Consider the following 17971-nt stretch of genomic DNA (forward strand, 5'->3'; position numbering starts at 1 on the left):
ATGACGAAACCCATCAGATTCATATTTTTCGCGAGCACGCTCGCGCCTAAAGTGGAGCGCGCCCAGCATTCATGACCATAGTCGGGTGTATCGGCCACCGCACCGGGTTATACTGCCGCGCCTTTTTAGCGTCGCGCCTAGCAGCACCCGGCGTGCCTTGGAAAGGTGCCTTCAGCCGACCGATGCACCCCACTGAAGACACCTTTATTGAATGTTCCCGTCTTATAGAGGAGCGCGACTCATGACCGTGATCAAGCAAGACGACCTGATTCAGAGCGTTGCCGACGCCCTGCAGTTCATTTCCTATTACCACCCCGTTGACTTCATCCAGGCCATGCACGAAGCCTACCTGCGCGAAGAGTCGCCAGCGGCCCGTGACTCCATGGCACAGATCCTGATCAACTCGCGCATGTGTGCCACCGGCCACCGCCCGATTTGCCAGGACACCGGGATCGTCACCGTATTTGTACGTGTAGGTATGGACGTGCGCTGGGATGGCGCCACCATGAGCCTGGACGACATGATCAACCAAGGCGTGCGCCAGGCTTACAACCTGCCGGAAAACGTCCTGCGGGCCTCGATCCTTGCCGACCCGGCAGGCGCGCGCAAAAACACCAAGGACAACACCCCTGCGGTGATCCACTACTCCATCGTCCCGGGTAACACTGTGGAAGTGGACGTGGCAGCCAAGGGCGGCGGCTCCGAGAACAAGTCGAAAATGGCCATGCTCAACCCGTCCGACTCGATCGTCGACTGGGTGCTCAAGACCGTTCCGACCATGGGCGCCGGCTGGTGCCCACCGGGCATGCTGGGCATCGGCATCGGCGGCACCGCCGAGAAAGCCGCAGTGATGGCCAAGGAAGTGTTGATGGAATCCATCGACATCCATGAGCTGAAAAAGCGTGGCCCGTCCAACCGTATCGAAGAGATGCGCCTGGAACTGTTCGAGAAGGTCAACCAACTGGGCATTGGTGCTCAGGGCCTGGGTGGCCTGACCACCGTGCTCGACGTGAAGATCATGGACTACCCGACTCACGCGGCCTCCTTGCCGGTGTGCATGATCCCGAACTGTGCCGCTACCCGTCACGCGCACTTCGTGCTCGACGGTTCCGGCCCGGCCTCGCTGGAAGCGCCACCGCTGGACGCCTACCCGGAAATCGTCTGGGAAGCCGGCCCGTCGGCCCGTCGCGTCAACCTCGACACCCTGACCCCGGAAGACGTACAGAGCTGGAAACCGGGCGAAACCGTGTTGCTCAACGGCAAGATGCTCACCGGCCGCGACGCCGCGCACAAGCGCATGGTCGAGATGCTGAACAAGGGCGAAACCCTGCCGGTGGACCTCAAGGGTCGCTTTATCTACTACGTCGGCCCGGTTGATCCGGTACGCGAAGAAGTCGTCGGGCCAGCCGGTCCGACCACGGCCACACGGATGGACAAGTTCACCCGCCAGATCCTCGAGCAAACCGGCTTGTTGGGCATGATCGGCAAATCCGAGCGCGGCCCAACCGCTATCGAAGCGATCAAGGACCACAAGGCCGTTTACCTGATGGCTGTCGGCGGCGCGGCTTACCTGGTGGCCCAAGCCATCAAGAAATCCCGCGTGGTGGCTTTCGCTGAACTGGGCATGGAAGCGATCTACGAGTTCGACGTGAAAGACATGCCGGTGACCGTTGCGGTGGACAGCAAGGGTGAATCGGTACACATCACAGGTCCTGCCATCTGGCAGAAAAAGATCAGTGAGAGCCTGGCGGTAGAAGTGCAGTAAGCATTTCCCCTGCTGGATAAAAAGGCGACCGATACGGTCGCCTTTTTTATGCCTACACATTCTGACGATGGTGAAAGTTTTCACTGTGGCGAGCGGGCTTGCCCGCGTTGGACTGCGTAGCAGTTCCATTTTGGGGGCCCCTACGCGCCCCAACGCGAGCAAGCTCGCTCGCCACAGGTACTCCTCGGGACTCACCACAACAGCAACGCCACGCATGCTATGGTGCTCGCCCCTAATTACCCCCGTTCATCTGCATATGATCGCGATTCCCCGCCCATTGCGTTTGACCCTCTACACCCTGCTGATCGTCGCCGGCGCCGTGCTCGCTGCCGGCCTGGCGATGCGTCACGCTGAACGCCAGACCCTGGTAGACGATGCCGCCCGCGCCAATCAACAACTTGGGCTGTACGGCAACTCCCTGCATACCCTGATCGAACGCTACCGCGCCCTGCCCGCCGTGCTGGCCCTGGACTCGGAAATGATCAGCGCCTTGAAGGGCCCGTTGGACGCCGCGACGCAGGACCTGCTCAACCACAAACTGGAACGCATCAACGGCGCAGCCCAGTCTTCAACCCTGGAATTGATGGATCGCACCGGCCTGGCCGTGGCCGCCAGCAACTGGAACTTGCCCAGCAGTTATGTCGGACACAACTACGCGTTTCGCCCGTATTTCAGCCAAACCCTGAGCCAGGGCACGGGGCGCTTTTACGCCGTGGGGGTGACCACCGGCATTCCGGGTTATTTCCTCTCAAGCGCGGTCCTGGATGAACACCAGCAGTTCCTCGGCGCCATGGTGGTCAAGCTGGAGTTTCCGGAGCTGGAGCGCGAGTGGGCTCAGGGCAACGATCTGCTACTGGTCAGCGATGCGCGAGGCATTGTGTTTATCGCCAATCAGCCGGGCTGGCGCTATCGCGCCTTGCGTCCGCTGTCGGACAGTGACCACGCCGAACTCAAGGCTACCCGGCAATACGACAAGAAGCAGCTGCTGCCCCTGGACACCCAGGCCTTGCAGCGCTTTGACGACAACAGCCACCTGATGCGCGTCGATGGCCCCGAGGGCCGCACCGACTACCTCTGGGAATCCCTGCCGCTGAAAGCGGAAGGCTGGACCCTGCATCTGTTACGCAAGCCGCAACTGGCAGCCGAGGAACAGCGCAATGCGGGCCTCGCCGCCGCTGGGCTGTGGCTGACGCTGGTGTTCCTATTGCTGTTTCTGAGCCAGCGCTGGCGCCTGGCCCGCTTGCGCCAGCGCAGCCGGGAAGAACTTGAGCAACTGGTAGAAGAACGTACCCGCGACCTGCGCACCGCCCAGGATGGCCTGGTGCAGTCGGCCAAGCTGGCAGCGCTGGGCCAGATGTCCGCGGCCCTGGCCCATGAGATCAACCAACCGCTGACCGCCCAGCGCATGCAACTGGCGACGCTGCGGCTACTACTGGATCACGGCCGCGTGGATGACGCCTACAAGGCGCTGACACCGCTGGACGACATGCTCACCCGCATGGCCGCCCTCACCGGCCACCTCAAGACCTTTGCCCGCAAAAGCCCCAGCGGGCTGCGCGAACGTCTGGACCTGGCAACGGTGGTGGATCAGTCGCTGCATTTGCTCGACGCTCGCCTGCGGGACGAATCCATCGGCGCAGTGCTGGACCTGACCCGCCCAGCCTGGGTGCGCGGCGATGCGATCCGTCTGGAACAGGTGCTGATCAACCTACTGCGCAATGCCCTGGACGCCATGGCCGACAAACCGCGCAAACGCCTGGAAATTCGCCTGCACACGGATCAACAACTGTGGCGCCTGACCGTCAGCGACAGCGGCGGTGGCATTGCCGAAGATCATCTCAGCAACGTGTTTGACCCATTCTTCACCACTAAACCGGTGGGTGACGGGCTCGGCCTGGGGCTCGCGGTGTCCTACGCTATCGTCCACGAACTGGGCGGCCGCCTGAGCGCCGCCAACCAGGGTGACGGCGCGATCTTCACCCTCACCCTGCCCATCGCCCTGGAGACGCCAGACCTATGTTGAACGCGGTGATTGTGGTCGATGACGAAGCCAGCATCCGCACGGCCGTTGAGCAATGGCTGAGCCTGGCGGGCTTCGAAGTGCAGCTGTTCAGCCGTGCCGAGGAATGCCTGCAGCAGTTGCCCAGGGATTTCCCCGGGGTAATCCTCAGCGATGTGCGTATGCCGGGGCTCAGTGGCCTGGAGTTATTGGCTGAGGTACAACGGCGCGATACCGACCTGCCGGTGATCCTGCTCACCGGCCACGGTGATGTGCCGATGGCGGTGGAGGCCATGCGCGACGGCGCCTACGATTTCCTGGAAAAACCCTTCAGCCCCGAGGCCCTGCTCAGCAGCCTGCGCCGAGCGCTGGACAAGCGCGGGTTGGTCCTGGAAAACCGTCGCCTGCATCAACAGGCTGATCACCGGGCCAAGTTGGACGCAAGCCTGCTCGGCGTCTCCCGCAGCTTGCAGAACCTGCGTCGGCAAGTGCTGGACCTGGCGACCCTGCCGGTCAATGTGTTGATCCGTGGCGAGACCGGCAGCGGTAAAGAACTGGTTGCCCGTTGCCTGCATGATTTCGGGCCCCGGGCGAAGAAGCCGTTTGTGGCATTGAACTGCGCGGCGATTCCAGAGCAGTTGTTCGAAGCCGAGCTGTTCGGCCATGAAAGCGGCGCCTTCACCGGCGCCCAGGGCAAGCGTATTGGCAAACTGGAATATGCCGATGGCGGGACACTGTTTCTCGATGAAATCGAAAGCATGCCCTTGGCCCAGCAGGTGAAGTTGCTGCGGGTGTTGCAAGAGCAGAAGCTCGAACGCCTAGGTTCCAACCAGAGCATCAAAGTGGATTTGCGGATCATTGCCGCGACCAAGCCGGACCTCCTGGACGAAGCACGAGCCGGGCGCTTTCGCGAGGACTTGGCGTATCGGCTGAACGTCGCGCAGTTGCGCCTGCCGCCGTTGCGCGAGCGTCGGGAAGATATTCCGCTGCTGTTCGAACACTTCGCACAAAGTGCCGCCGAGCGTCTGGGCCGCAGCTTTGCGCCACTGAGTGGGCCACAGTTGGGGCGACTGCTCAGCCATGACTGGCCGGGCAATGTGCGTGAGTTGGCCAACGTCGCCGAGCGCCAAGTGTTGGGGCTTGGTGAACCAGAGCCGGAAGGAATCGAGGCTGGGCAATCGCTGGCGGCGCAACAGGAAGCCTTTGAAGCTCACTGCCTGAAAGCGGCACTGACCCGACACAAAGGCGATATCAAGGCGGTGCTGGCGGAGTTGCAACTGCCACGGCGTACCTTTAATGAAAAGATGCAGCGGCACGGGTTGGCGCGGGAGACGTTTCTCTAGGCTGACGTTGTGTTGCCCGCAAGGGCCTCATCGCAGGCAAGCCAGCTCCCACCTTTGACCGAGTTGCCAGCAACAGCACCGATCAAATGTGGGAGCCGGGCTTGCCCGCGATGGGGCCATTAAAGACAGCCCACCCCTCAGGCCGTTGAGCGGATTTCCGCCTACCTCATCCAAAACATCAGCGACTTTCCGCTCAATAAAATCCTGTAACCCTTCTAGACCGGGCCTTCATCAGCTTGGCACAGCTCCTGCTATAGCCCGAGCAGGCTGCGCTTGCGCGCGCTCCACAAAAACAATTAGATGAAGGATCCTTCAATGGATAACTCCAACTCCCTGCCTCTAGGGTCGGCGGCTGCGCCGGCAAAAGAACGCACCACTTCCAGCCGGATCAAGTCGATTTTCAGTGGCTCGGTCGGCAACATGGTCGAGTGGTACGACTGGTACGTCTACGCCGCTTTCTCGCTGTACTTCGCCAAAGCCTTCTTCCCCAAAGGCGACACCACCGCCCAACTGCTCAACACCGCCGCGATCTTCGCCGTGGGCTTCCTGATGCGCCCTATCGGTGGCTGGCTGATGGGCCTGTACGCCGACCGCAAGGGCCGTAAAGCTGCGCTGATGGCCTCGGTGCTGCTGATGTGCTTCGGCTCGCTGATCATCGCCCTGACCCCAGGTTATGAAACCATCGGTGTCGGCGCGCCGATCCTGTTGGTGTTCGCCCGTCTGCTACAAGGGCTGTCAGTGGGTGGCGAATACGGTACCTCGGCCACTTACCTGAGCGAAATGGCGACCAAGGAACGTCGCGGCTTCTTCTCCAGCTTCCAGTACGTGACCCTGATCTCCGGCCAGCTCATCGCCCTCGGCGTGCTGATTGTGCTGCAACAAACGCTGACCACCGAGCAACTGTACGACTGGGGCTGGCGTATTCCGTTCGTCATCGGCGCCCTCTGTGCAGTTGTTGCGCTGTACCTACGTCGCGGCATGGAAGAAACCGAGTCGTTCACCAAGAAGGAAAAAGCCAAGGAAAGCGCGATGCGCACCTTGATGCGTCACCCCAAGGAACTGATGACCGTGGTCGGCCTGACCATGGGCGGCACCCTGGCGTTCTACACCTACACCACCTACATGCAGAAATACCTGGTGAACACCGTCGGCATGAGCATCTCCGACTCCACCACCATTTCGGCGGCCACGCTGTTTCTGTTCATGTGCCTGCAACCCATCGTCGGCGGGCTATCGGATAAGGTCGGTCGTCGGCCGATCCTGATTGCCTTCGGTATCCTGGGGACCTTGTTCACCGTACCGATCCTCACCACCTTGCACACCATCCAGAGCTGGTGGGGCGCGTTCTTCCTGATCATGGCGGCGCTGATCATTGTCAGCGGCTATACCTCGATCAACGCCGTGGTGAAGGCCGAGCTGTTCCCTACCGAAATCCGCGCCCTGGGCGTTGGCCTGCCGTATGCGCTGACCGTGTCGATCTTCGGCGGTACCGCTGAATACATCGCGCTGTGGTTCAAGAGCATCGGCATGGAAACCGGCTACTACTGGTACGTGACCGCGTGTATTGCGGTGTCGCTGGTGGTCTATGTGACCATGAAAGACACCCGCAAGCATTCGCGGATTACCACGGACTAAAAAATGTGGGAGCGGGCTTGCTCGCGAATGCAGTGTGTCATTCAGCACATCAGTGACTGACACTCCGCTTTCGCGAGCAAGCCCGCTCCCACATTTCGATCTCATCGTTTGACGAATCGCACCTACCTCAAGACAACTCTGCAACCCCCTGCTGCCCATACCGGCGTTGCGCATACGATGCCCCGGCAATCATCACCACCAGTACCACCGCCAACACTGCCGACGAACCGATGGTGCCGAAATCCAGCCCACCCTTTTCAAGGGGTTTGGTCAGGAAGTCGCCCAACGTTGCGCCGAACGGTCGGGTCAACACAAACGCCACCCAGAACAGCAACACCGACGAAATCTTCGTGAAGTACTTGAGCAACACCACCACCGCGATACTCGCGCCGATCAGCAAGGCACCACCGGCAAAGCCAAGCCCTGAATCGTCGGCGAGGAAATCCCCCAGCGCAGTACCCAAGGTGTTGGAGAACAGGATCGCCATCCAGTAGAACAACTCACCACGAAAGGTCTGGACCTTGTTCACGTTCAGCGAGTCGCCGCTGACGCGCCACAGGGCAAAGATCGCCACCAGAATCGAGATCAGGATCAGGGATCCTGTGGCATAACCGAGGCCCAAGGTGCGGTCCATAAAGTCCGACATGGTGGTGCCGGCGGTGCTGGTGGACAGGATCACGATCCAGTACAGCACCGGGTTGTAGGTTTTCGACCAGAGTTGCGTCACCAGGGTGACCAGAAACACGCTGATCAGGATCATCGAGCTGATGGCATAACCGACATTCAGGGTCATCGACAGCAAGTCCCCGGCGGTTTCGCCCAGGGTCGTCGCGCAGATTTTCATGACCCAGAACGCCAGGGTTATCTGAGGAAGTTTGTTCATGACGCAGAAGGCTCCAGAGTTCAGTCTTGAAGGCCGACGCAGAGGGGGGTGTCGACCTGGCGCGCAGACTGAACGCAGGGCTGTGAAAAATAGGTGGGCAGCGTATGAAAATTCCATGTTCCGTAGCAGACACCGGTGGAAATCCCTCGCCACGGCTTGCACTATGATGCCCTTCCAGAACCGCCCAGCAGGAACCCCGGCCATGTCCGACGATATCCATTTCTACGAACCCGCCAACGGCCACGGCCTGCCCCATGACCCGTTCAATGCCATCGTCGGCCCGCGACCGATTGGCTGGATTTCTTCCCAGGACCGCGAAGGCCGCCTGAACCTGGCGCCCTACAGCTTCTTCAACGCCTTCAACTACATTCCGCCGATCATTGGCTTTTCCAGTGTCGGGCGCAAAGACAGCCTGAACAACATTGAGCAGACCGGCGAGTTCGTCTGGAACCTGGCCACCCGTCCGCTGGCCGAGCAGATGAACCAGAGCTGCGCGCCCGTGTCACCCGAGGTCAACGAGTTCGAATTGTCCGGCCTGACGCCAGTGGCCTCAAAAGTGATTGCCGTGCCTCGGGTAGGCGAGAGCCCGGTGTCGTTCGAATGCAAGGTGACGCAGATCATTCAGTTGCAGCGAGCCGACAAGGAGTTGGTACCCACTTGGCTGGTGCTCGGCGAAGTGGTCGCCGTGCACATCGCCAAGTGGTTGCTCAAGGATGGGGTGTACGACACCGCCGCCGCCGAGCCAATTCTGCGCGGCGGCGGCCCGGCGGATTACTTCCAGTTGGGGCCTGAGGCCTTGTTCAAGATGTACCGGCCACGTTGAATGGATTGCTATCTACCTGACAAAACAAATCAGAGTGGGAGCTGGCTTGCCTGCGATGGCGGTGTATCAGTCGGCACATTTGGCAACTGACACACCGCTATCGCGGGCAAGCCCGGCCCCCACATTTGATTTTCGTTGCCTGGTAGTCAGTGCTCGGTTTCAGCTGGCAACAGCAGCCCAGGTCAACTGACCGTCTTCATCAACGTCGATCAAGCGCTCAAGTTGCTGGGCAGCAGCGTCGTCGGCGTCATCGGCAGTCTTGAACTTCTGGCCATCAAGGATCTTGTGAAAGCGCGGTGCGCCCATGCCATCCAGTGCCTTGACGGCGACGGCGGCGCTGTAGCCACCTTCTCCCGGCACTACGGCGGAAACGGCTTCGTGGTGGGCAAACTCTTTACGTGCCATGTTGCGGGTCCTGGCCAATGGAAAGTTGGCCATTCTAAACACTCATCCAGCCAGTTGCAGGTATTCGCCGTAAGCGTTGACGGCAGACGTATCGGTGAAGGTCTGGAAGTCCATGCTGCGGATCACCAGGTCATTGACCAACTCGGTAAAGATCACCAAGGCCGGGGAGCTGAAATAGGCACTCATCGCCTGTTCACTGCTCCAGAAACCCGAGATCAGCCACACATCCGGATCCGACAGGGAATGCTGCAACGAGAATTGCAGGCAACCCTGAGCCTGGCGGCCCGGTTCGATCAAACTACTCAAGCGTGCACCCAGTTCGGTGCTGCACCCGGTGCGGGCGCGGATAAAGGCCATATGGCTCGCGGGAATGGGGGTGGACATGTTCGACTCTCCCGTTGAGAAGTGATGCTCGGCAACACTGTGGGGGTGTGTTGCCACAGGATCAAAGATAGCGGCGCCCCCGCACGCGTGGTTAGTCGATTCCTGCCGGCTTATTGCACAATCCTGCGAGAAGCGTAGAGATAGCGTTCAAGCCACAGGTTTTACGCCGGGCATGACGGCCTTGTTTCATGCGGGTTACCGCCAGGTGACAGCGGCCATACTTGCCTGATCCGTGATTTATCGCAGGATCAGGCAAGGATTGTGCAGAATTGACATAACACTGTTTGGAAACCCGCCTTTAAGCTGTGCCCATCGTCAAAGCGCCCAGAGGATGCCCCATGTCGTCGCTAGAACATCGCCCTGCCCCCCTCGACCCCGACATGGAAAAGCAGCGCGCAGAGTTGGCCGATATCGTTCTGCGTCACACCTGCGAGGACGGCTCCTACGCCACGGCGATCAATTCCTTCGTACTCAACCGGCATAACGCACCACGGGACTTCATGCCCGTGCTGGCGCAACCGGCGTTGTGCATCCTTGCCCACGGCAGCAAGGAAGTGCGCCTGGCAGACGAAACCTTCGCGTATGACCCGCTTAATTACCTGGTGTTTTCGGTATCGATGCCAGTAGCCGGGCGCATTATCGAGGCCTCGCCGGAAAACCCTAACCTGTCACTTCGACTGGACATCGACCCGGCACAGATCACCGCGCTGATCGCCGAGGCCGGCCCCATGGGTGTGCCCACTCGCCCGACTGCCAGAGGCTTGTATGTCGACCGTCTCGACAGCCAGTTGCTGGACGCAGTGCTGCGCCTGACACGCCTGCTGGACACGCCCAAAGACATCGCCATGCTCGCGCCGCTGATCAGCCGAGAGATCCTGTATCGCCTGTTGCGTAGCCCGCAAGGCTATCGACTGTATGAAATTGCCGTCGCCAACAGTCAGAGCCATCGGGTCAGCCAGGCCATCAAATGGTTGAACGGCAACTTTGAACAACCACTGCGCATTGATGATCTGGCTAAGGAAGTGAACCTCAGCGTCTCGACCTTGCACCACCGCTTCAAGGCAATGACGGCCATGAGTCCGTTGCAATATCAGAAGCAACTGCGCCTGCAGGAAGCCCGACGGCTAATGATCGCCGAAGGCCTGGAGGCTTCGGCGGCGGGGTATCGGGTGGGGTATGAAAGCCCGTCGCAATTCAGCCGTGAATACAGCCGGTTGTTTGGCGCACCGCCGTTGCGGGATTTGGCGCGGTTGCGCTTGAGCGTCTGACGCATACCCAAGGACAACAAAGATCAAATGTGGGAGCTGGTTTGTGTGGGAGCGGGCTTGCTCGCGAATGCGTCCTGCCAGTTGAAATACTTGTATCTGACACACCGCATTCGCGAGCAAGCCCGCTCCCACATTTAGACCCAGCCCTTTCAAGGTCTTTGAGAACGCAGCCGTACTTGGAAAGAGAACACTGACCTGTGGCGAGGGGGCTTGCCCCCGTTGGGCTGCGGAGCAGCCCTAAAACCTGCCATCTCGGTCTATCTGAAGAAACTCAGCGATCCTATTGGGGCCGCTTCGCAGCCCAACGGGGGCAAGCCCCCTCGCCACAGGGTCAATGTGCACCTCTAATGACTGTTTTTTCAAAGACCTTGAAAGGGCTGACATTTAGACCGGGCTTAATCCAGGGTGCGGGGCAACTGCAAAGTCACCCGCAAGCCACCCTCACGCAAATTCTGCAAACTCACTTCACCGCCATGGCTATGGGCGATATTGCGCGCAATGCCCAGTCCCAGGCCATAACCCTGCTGCTGCCCGGCAAGGCGAAAGTGCGGTTCGAAGACTTGCTCCAGGCGCTGTTCGGGCACGCCTGGGCCTTCGTCATCAACGTGGAGGATGAACTCCGCGCCGTCATCTTCGATGTACAGATGGGCGTTCTGGCCATACTTCAAGGCGTTGTCGATCAGGTTGCCCATGCAGCGTTTGAGGGCCAGCGGTTTGCCCTGATAGAGCGCCAGCGCCCGCCCGTGTTGGGTCACCCGGCCGTTGCCATTGGGCGCCAGGTAAGGCTCCACCAGGCAATCGAGCACATAATTGAGGTCCACCGGTTCGATGTTCTCGTGAATATCGGTGTCCTTGACGCACTGCAATGCGCCCTTGACCAACAATTCCAGCTCATCCAAGTCCCGGCCAAACTTGGCCTGCAGTTTTTCATCTTCCAGCAATTCCACTCGTAACCGTAGACGCGTGATCGGTGTGCGCAGATCGTGGGAAATGGCGCTGAACAATTGGCTGCGCTCAGTCAGGTAGCGGCTGATGCGTTCGCGCATGGCATTAAAGGCCCGCCCTACTTCCACTACTTCACTGCCACCGCCTTCGGCCACCGGTTCCACGTCGGCGCCCAGGGACATGTCCCGCGCCGCCCGCGCCAGGCGCTTGAGCGGCCGGCTTTGCCAATGCACCAGCAGGCCGATAAACAGCAGCAGGAACGCACTGGTCAGCACGATAAACCACACCTGCTGGGACGGCAGGCCTTGTTCTTCCAGGCTGGTGTAGGGCTCAGGCAACAGCGAGGCGATGTATAGCCATTCGCCGGGAGCCAGTTGGATTTGGGTCACCAGCACGGGCGGATTAACCGGTTCCAGGGTCAAGGCGTAGTGAGCCCAGGAGCGCGGCAATTCGTCGAGTTTCAGGCCGGCGTTAAAGATCCGCAGGTCTTCGGCGCTGACAAACTCCACCGAGACGTGCACGTCGCTGCCCAGGGTCTGGCGCAGCACTTCATCCACGGCTTTGAGCACCGCCTGCTTGCGCGGGGTCTCGGGCAGTATCGCCATGTCCAGCGGTTTGTCGTTGAGGGTCACCACGAAACGGGTGCCGCCCATGCTGCGCAATTGGTCCAGCACCAACGGGCGGTAGGCCACCGGCAGAGAGCGGAAATAACTGACGCTGGCGGTCATCGAATGGGCCAGGCTGCGGGCGCTGGTGACCAGGCCTTCCAGCTGGGTAGCCCGCAGTTGCGAGACCCAGATCACGCTGGACAACGCCTGGGCAAACAACACCGCCAGCAGCGTCAGGAGCAACATCCGCCCCAACAGCGAGCGAGGTACCGGAAACCGCCGGCGTGGTTCGTTCAGGCGTTCAGTGGGCATTACTGGCAACCACACTGGCCGCCAGTTGATAGCCACTGCCGCGCACTGTGCGAATCAGCCGGGGTGGTTTTTCGGTGTCCCGCAGGCGTTGGCGCAAGCGGCTGACGGCCATGTCGACGATTCGGTCCAACGGCATCAGGTCGCGGCCACGGGTGGCGTTGCCAATGGTGTCTCGGTCGAGGATTTGCTGGGGATGATCGAGGAACAGCTTCAACAAGGCAAAGTCGGCGCCGGAGAGGATCACTTCCTCCCCGTCCAGATGAAACAGGCGGTGGCTGACCATGTCCAGGCGCCACTCATCGAACACCAGCACCTCGCCACCGCTACGCTCCTGCCCGAACTGGGCACGGCGCAACAGGGCCTTGATCCGTGCCTGCAATTCACGCGGGCTGAACGGCTTGCCGATGTAGTCGTCGGCGCCCAACTCCAGGCCAATCACCCGGTCGGCTTCGTCGGAACTGGCGGTGAGCATGATGATCGGCACCTGCGCCTGGCGCGGGTGCTGGCGGATCCAGCGGCAGAGGCTGAAACCGTCTTCGTCCGGCAGCATCACATCGAGGATCACCAGGTCGCACGGTGCCTCGTTCATCGCCTGGCGAAACCCCGCACCGTCCGACACGCCACGGACCTGGAAGCCGGCGCGACAGAGGTAGGTTTGCAGCAACTCGCGGATTTCCTGGTCGTCGTCGACAAGGAGAATGGACTTACTGGTTACGCTCACGGGGATCATCCTTATTTTTGTTATGCCTAACCCTGTAGCCGCTGCCATAGGCTGCGATAAGGCCAAAGGCCTTCAACGATTTCAAGAACCTGTGCCTCTTCGAGGCAATCGCAGCCTTCGGCAGCGGCTACAGGGTTGGGGGCAGAACTACGCAAACGCCTGCTCAAGCGCGACACCTGCCCCGGTCAACCCAGAATACGGCGCCGTTACCAGCCACACCGGAATGCCCTTGAAGTAGTCACTCATGCAGCCTTTGTCACCAAAGCTCTTGGCAAAACCACTCTTGATAAAGAAGTCGGCAAACCGCGGGATCACGCCCCCAACGATATACACCCCACCACGACCGCCCGTGGTCAACACGTTGTTACCGGCCACCCGGCCGAGCCAGATACTGAACTGGTCCAGCACTTCCAGAGCCACCGGATCGCCAGCAAGACCCGCCGCCGTTACGGCTTCGGGGGTTTCCAGCACCGGCGTGTGGCCGTCCACCGCACAGATCGCCCGATATAAACGCGGCAAACCGCCGCCGCTCAGTACGGTTTCGGCGCTGACATGGCCGATCTCGTTGTAAATGTGCTGCCACAGTTGCGCTTCTCGCGGGCTGCTCAGGGGCAGGTCGACATGGCCGCCCTCCCCCGGCAATGCAGCCCAGCGCCCGGCGCCCAGGTCCAGCAGGGTGCCCACGCCCAGGCCAGTGCCCGGGCCGATCACCACTGCCGGGCGCAACGGCTCCGGCGTGCCTTCGCAGACCACGCGAAATTCATCGGGCTGCAGGCGGGTCATGCCCAGGGCCATGGCCGAAAAATCGTTGACCAGCAGCAGCTCATCCACCTGCAAGGTGTTGCAGAAGGCAGTTTTGCTCAGCCGCCAGTGATTGTTGGTGAATTTAAATTCATCTCCGCTCACCGGCCCGGCGACCGACAGACACACCGCACCGATGGAGCCCAGCGCCAGGCCTTCCTCCTTGAGGTAGGCTTGGATGGCCTCCTCGGGGCTGGCATGATCCGCTGTCGCATGGACGCGAATCGAGTGCAGGGCTTGATCCCGCCACAACGCAAAACGGGCGTTGGTACCGCCGATGTCACCGACCAGCGCAAGCTTCACTTAAGACTCTCCAGGGCAGACGTAAAGGCGCTGGCGCCCTGCTCTGCGGAGCTTGCGGCCAAGCGCATAAATGCAAACAGCTCGCGACCGGCCCCCACGTTATTGCCCAACAGGCCCGTGGCAGGCGCGCGCGCTGCAAATTCTTCGGCGTCCACCTTAAGCTCCAAGGTGCCTTTAACGCCATCCACACGAATGATATCGCCATCTCGCACGCGCGCCAGCGCACCGCCGCGCTGAGCCTCAGGGCTGACATGAATCGCGGCCGGGATCTTACCCGAGGCGCCGGACATCCGCCCGTCTGTCACCAACGCCACCTTAAAGCCACGGTCCTGCAACACACCGAGGAACGGCGTCATCTTGTGCAGTTCCGGCATGCCATTGGAGCGCGGGCCCTGGAAGCGCATCACCGCAACGAAGTCTTTCTCCAACTGGCCGGCCTTGAAGGCATCGGCCAGGTCCTGTTGATCCTGGAACACCACGGCCGGAGCTTCGACGATTTGATGTTCGAGGGCCACAGCGGAGACTTTCATCACCCCGCGACCCAGGTTGCCTTCCATCACCCGCAACCCACCTTCCGGCGAGAACGCCCGAGCCACAGGCCGCAGAATGGTTTCGTCGAGGCTTTCGATCGGGCCTTCACGCCACACCAGTTCGCCTTCCACCAGGAACGGTTCCTGGGTGTAGCGGCTCAGGCCATGACCGGCCACGGTGTTGACGTCGTTGTGAAGCAGGCCGGCTTCCAGCAGCTCGCGAATCAGGAACGACATACCGCCCGCCGCCTGGAAGTGGTTGATATCGGCCTTGCCGTTTGGATAGACGTGGGACAGGGTCGGCACCACCTCGGAGAGGTCGGCCATGTCCTGCCAAGTGAGGATGATACCCGCCGCCATGGCGATGGCCGGCATGTGCAGGGTGTGGTTGGTGGAACCGCCGGTGGCGTTGAGGGCGACGATGGAGTTGACGATGGACTTCTCGTCGACGATCTCGCCAATCGGCATGAACGAGCCGTTCTGCTTGGTCAGGCGGGTGACCTGCTGCGCGGCTTCACGGGTCAGGGCGTCACGCAGCGGCGTGTACGGGTTGACGAAAGACGCGCCCGGCAAGTGCAGGCCCATGACTTCCATCAGCAACTGGTTGGTATTGGCGGTGCCGTAGAAAGTGCAGGTGCCGGGGCTGTGGTAGGAGTTCATCTCCGATTCCAACAGCTCTTCACGGGTGGCCTTGCCTTCGGCGTAGCGCTGGCGCACGTCGGCCTTCTGCTTGTTGGAGATACCCGACGGCATTGGCCCGCCCGGTACGAAGATCATCGGCAGATGGCCGTAACGCAAGGCGCCCATCATCAGGCCCGGGACAATCTTGTCGCAGATACCCAGCATCAGCGCCGCATCGAACATATTGTGGGACAGCGCTACCGCCGTGGACATCGCAATGACTTCACGGCTCAGCAGGCTCAGCTCCATACCAGGCTCGCCCTGGGTCACGCCGTCGCACATGGCCGGGGTGCCACCCGCGAACTGACCAACGGAACCGACTTCGCGCAGGGCCTTTTTGATTTGCTCGGGGAAATGTTCGTACGGCTGGTGCGCCGAGAGCATGTCGTTATATGAAGAAACAATTGCCACGTTGGCGGCGTTCATCATCCGCAGGCTGTGCTTGTCCTCGGTACCGCAACCGGCCACGCCGTGGGCAAAGTTGGCGCATTGCAGCTTGCCGCGCATCGGACCGTCGCTGGCAGCACCGCGAATAAGTGCAAGGTAGGCCTCACGGGTGGCGCGGCTACGGGCGATAAGCCGTTCGGTGACCTCAAGTACGCGGGGATGCATGTGTAGAACTCCAGGCTAACGGATGTGGCGACCTGTATGTCTATGCTGATCAAACGCCGCTGCACGTGGGATGGCAGAGTGTTATTTGACCCATCGGACCAGTTGATTCAGGTCACTCGTTGTAGATTGAACAAAATATTGCCACTAAAAAGGCTTGTTTTCTATTTTTATGCGAATAATCTTGTAATTCTTACAACAAATCGACGACAGGCGCTTTCCAATGACACTTCGAATCGCAATCAATGGTTTTGGCCGGATCGGCCGTAACGTCCTGCGCGCACTTTATACCCAAGGTTACCGTCAGGATTTGCAGATCGTCGCCATCAACGATCTTGGCGACAGTTCGATCAATGCCCACCTGCTCAAATACGACACCGTCCACGGCACTTTCGAAGCAGAGGTCGCCCACGATCAGGAAAGCCTGACCGTCAATGGCGACCGGATTGCCGTCAGTGCCATTCGTAACCCGGCCGACCTGCCCTGGGCTGCCGAGAAGATCGACGTCGTGTTCGAATGCACCGGTCTGTTCACCGACCGTGCCAAGGCTGCAGCCCATATTACCGCTGGCGCGCGCAAGGTGATCATTTCGGCACCGGCCAAAGGCGCTGACGCCACCGTGGTCTACGGTGTGAACCACGACATCCTGCGTCAATCCCACCAGATCATTTCCAACGCTTCCTGCACCACCAACTGCCTGGCGCCGGTTGCTCAGGTGTTGCACCGCGAGTTGGGCATCGAAAGCGGCTTGATGACCACCATCCACGCCTACACCAACGACCAGAACCTGACCGACGTCTACCACACCGACCCGTACCGCGCCCGTTCGGCCACCCAGAACATGATCCCGAGTAAGACCGGTGCCGCCGAAGCGGTAGGCCTGGTACTGCCGGAGCTGGCGGGCAAGCTGACCGGGATGGCCGTTCGCGTGCCGGTGATCAACGTGTCCCTGGTGGACTTGACCGTCCAACTCAAGCGCGAAGCGTCCGCTGATGAGGTCAACGCCCTGCTCAAGGCGGCCAGCCAGCACTCGAAAATTCTTGGCTACAACACCCTGCCGCTGGTTTCCAGTGACTTCAACCATAACCCGCTGTCGTCGATCTTCGACGCCAACCACACCAAATCCAGCGGCAAGCTGTTGAAGGTGTTGGCCTGGTATGACAACGAGTGGGGCTTCTCCAACCGGATGCTGGATAACTGCCTGGCGCTGTGTAACGCCGAATAACCCCGCAAGGGTGATTCTCTGTGGGAGCTGGCTTGCCTGCGATACAGGCGACTCGGTCTGTCAGTTAGATCGAGTTGATGCCATCGCAGGCAAGCCAGCTCCCACAGGGATCGGTGCAAGCGCTCAAAGTGCCACTTGCCATTTTCGCTGATGATAAGCATTATCATTCGCTGCAAATCGGTCTGGTATCACTGTGAGCCAATCTCGCTTCAATCAAGTCTTCCTCAGCCAACGGGTCATTCTGCTGCGCACCTTGCAGCGGATGGTGAATAACCACAGCACCGCCGAGGACCTGTTGCAGGAAACCTACCTGCGTGTCACTCGGGCCCTGAGTGAAAGACCGATCGACCACCTCGAGCCCTTCGTCTACCAGACAGCCCGCAACCTGGCGCTGGACCACCTGCGCTCGCGTCGGATTCAAGCCCGCACGTTGCAGGAAGATGTACCCATGGACATCCTGCAGAGCGTCGCCTCTCCCGTCAGCACCCCCGAAGACGCAACCCAGGCCGAGCAATTGCTGGAACACCTGAGTGTCAGCCTCGGTCAGTTGAGCGCGCGCCAGCAGCAGATTTTCATCCTCAGCCGCCTGCACGGTTGCAGCTATCAGGAAATCGCCGATCAGCTCGATGTGTCCTTGAGTACCGTGCAAAAGGAACTGAAATTGATCATGGCCATCTGTGTGGGTGTGGCCGAACGGCTGGATCGCCCTTAAGCTTTGTCGGAAAAAGCCG

General features: G+C 60.5%; 15 protein-coding genes. 8 read left to right on the forward strand and 7 right to left on the reverse strand.

All coding sequences use genetic code 11. The features are described 5' to 3' along the window. The first annotated feature begins 241 nt into the window (after positions 1–241). The 4 genes from HKK55_RS18805 to HKK55_RS18820 all read left to right on the forward strand — a co-directional run bounded on the left by HKK55_RS18805 (position 242) and on the right by HKK55_RS18820 (position 6742). A complete protein-coding gene (locus HKK55_RS18805; protein WP_003214142.1) occupies positions 242–1765 on the forward strand; it encodes a fumarate hydratase in 1524 nt (507 codons plus the stop codon). 256 nt (positions 1766–2021) lie between these two features. Next, on the forward strand, positions 2022–3788 hold the full coding sequence (locus HKK55_RS18810) for an ATP-binding protein (protein WP_169356049.1): 1767 nt from the start codon (positions 2022–2024) through the stop codon (positions 3786–3788). Beyond that, positions 3782–5107 (forward strand): sigma-54 dependent transcriptional regulator, encoded by a 1326-nt coding sequence (locus HKK55_RS18815; RefSeq protein WP_169356050.1) that lies wholly within the window; start codon positions 3782–3784, stop codon positions 5105–5107. Before HKK55_RS18810 ends, HKK55_RS18815 begins: the two co-directional genes overlap by 7 nt. A 315-nt stretch (positions 5108–5422) precedes the next feature. Further along, complete coding sequence (locus HKK55_RS18820; RefSeq protein WP_169356051.1) at positions 5423–6742, forward strand: MFS transporter; 1320 nt, start codon at positions 5423–5425, stop codon at positions 6740–6742. 127 nt (positions 6743–6869) lie between these two features. Here the strand turns inward: HKK55_RS18820 and HKK55_RS18825 are convergent, their stop codons facing one another. Then, entirely contained in the window at positions 6870–7625 is a 756-nt protein-coding gene (locus HKK55_RS18825; protein ID WP_169356052.1) for a hypothetical protein, read from the reverse strand. 202 nt (positions 7626–7827) lie between these two features. Here HKK55_RS18825 and HKK55_RS18830 point away from each other — a divergent pair, with 202 nt between their 5' ends. Continuing rightward, positions 7828–8448 carry a flavin reductase family protein gene (locus tag HKK55_RS18830; protein WP_169356053.1) on the forward strand — a complete coding sequence of 207 codons (621 nt, stop codon included), beginning with the start codon at positions 7828–7830 and terminating at the stop codon, positions 8446–8448. 159 nt (positions 8449–8607) lie between these two features. Here the strand turns inward: HKK55_RS18830 and HKK55_RS18835 are convergent, their stop codons facing one another. Together HKK55_RS18835 and HKK55_RS18840 are read right to left on the reverse strand one after the other, a co-directional pair. Further along, on the reverse strand, positions 8608–8886 hold the full coding sequence (locus tag HKK55_RS18835) for a hypothetical protein (protein WP_169356054.1): 279 nt from the start codon (positions 8884–8886) through the stop codon (positions 8608–8610). Between the two features lie 9 nt (positions 8887–8895). Beyond that, complete coding sequence (locus HKK55_RS18840) at positions 8896–9237, reverse strand: antibiotic biosynthesis monooxygenase family protein (RefSeq protein WP_169356055.1); 342 nt, start codon at positions 9235–9237, stop codon at positions 8896–8898. Positions 9238–9575: 338 nt separating this feature from the next. On the opposite strand from HKK55_RS18840, the gene HKK55_RS18845 reads away from it, so the two are divergent. Beyond that, entirely contained in the window at positions 9576–10505 is a 930-nt protein-coding gene (locus tag HKK55_RS18845) for an AraC family transcriptional regulator (RefSeq protein WP_155581348.1), read from the forward strand. Between the two features lie 395 nt (positions 10506–10900). Here the strand turns inward: HKK55_RS18845 and HKK55_RS18850 are convergent, their stop codons facing one another. From HKK55_RS18850 to edd, 4 genes are all read right to left on the reverse strand, one after another. Further along, positions 10901–12370: an ATP-binding protein gene (locus HKK55_RS18850; protein ID WP_169356056.1), complete on the reverse strand. Its 1470-nt coding sequence runs from the start codon at positions 12368–12370 to the stop codon at positions 10901–10903. Then, positions 12360–13091 carry a response regulator gene (locus HKK55_RS18855; protein ID WP_169356057.1) on the reverse strand — a complete coding sequence of 244 codons (732 nt, stop codon included), beginning with the start codon at positions 13089–13091 and terminating at the stop codon, positions 12360–12362. Before HKK55_RS18855 ends, HKK55_RS18850 begins: the two co-directional genes overlap by 11 nt. Positions 13092–13238: 147 nt before the next feature. Further along, on the reverse strand, positions 13239–14195 hold the full coding sequence (locus tag HKK55_RS18860; protein WP_169356058.1) for a glucokinase: 957 nt from the start codon (positions 14193–14195) through the stop codon (positions 13239–13241). Continuing rightward, positions 14192–16018, reverse strand: coding sequence for a phosphogluconate dehydratase (edd, locus tag HKK55_RS18865; protein WP_169356059.1), 1827 nt, complete (start codon positions 16016–16018; stop codon positions 14192–14194). The genes HKK55_RS18860 and edd overlap by 4 nt, the downstream gene beginning before the upstream one ends. Before the next feature lie 220 nt (positions 16019–16238). Between edd and gap the strand changes: the two genes are divergently transcribed. Together gap and HKK55_RS18875 are read left to right on the forward strand one after the other, a co-directional pair. Beyond that, positions 16239–17240, forward strand: coding sequence for a type I glyceraldehyde-3-phosphate dehydrogenase (gap, locus tag HKK55_RS18870; protein ID WP_169356060.1), 1002 nt, complete (start codon positions 16239–16241; stop codon positions 17238–17240). 193 nt (positions 17241–17433) lie between these two features. After that, entirely contained in the window at positions 17434–17952 is a 519-nt protein-coding gene (locus HKK55_RS18875; RefSeq protein WP_169356061.1) for an RNA polymerase sigma factor, read from the forward strand. Positions 17953–17971: the final 19 nt, after the last annotated feature.

It is taken from the genome of Pseudomonas sp. ADAK18, from assembly GCF_012935695.1.
Lineage (GTDB): Bacteria > Pseudomonadota > Gammaproteobacteria > Pseudomonadales > Pseudomonadaceae > Aquipseudomonas.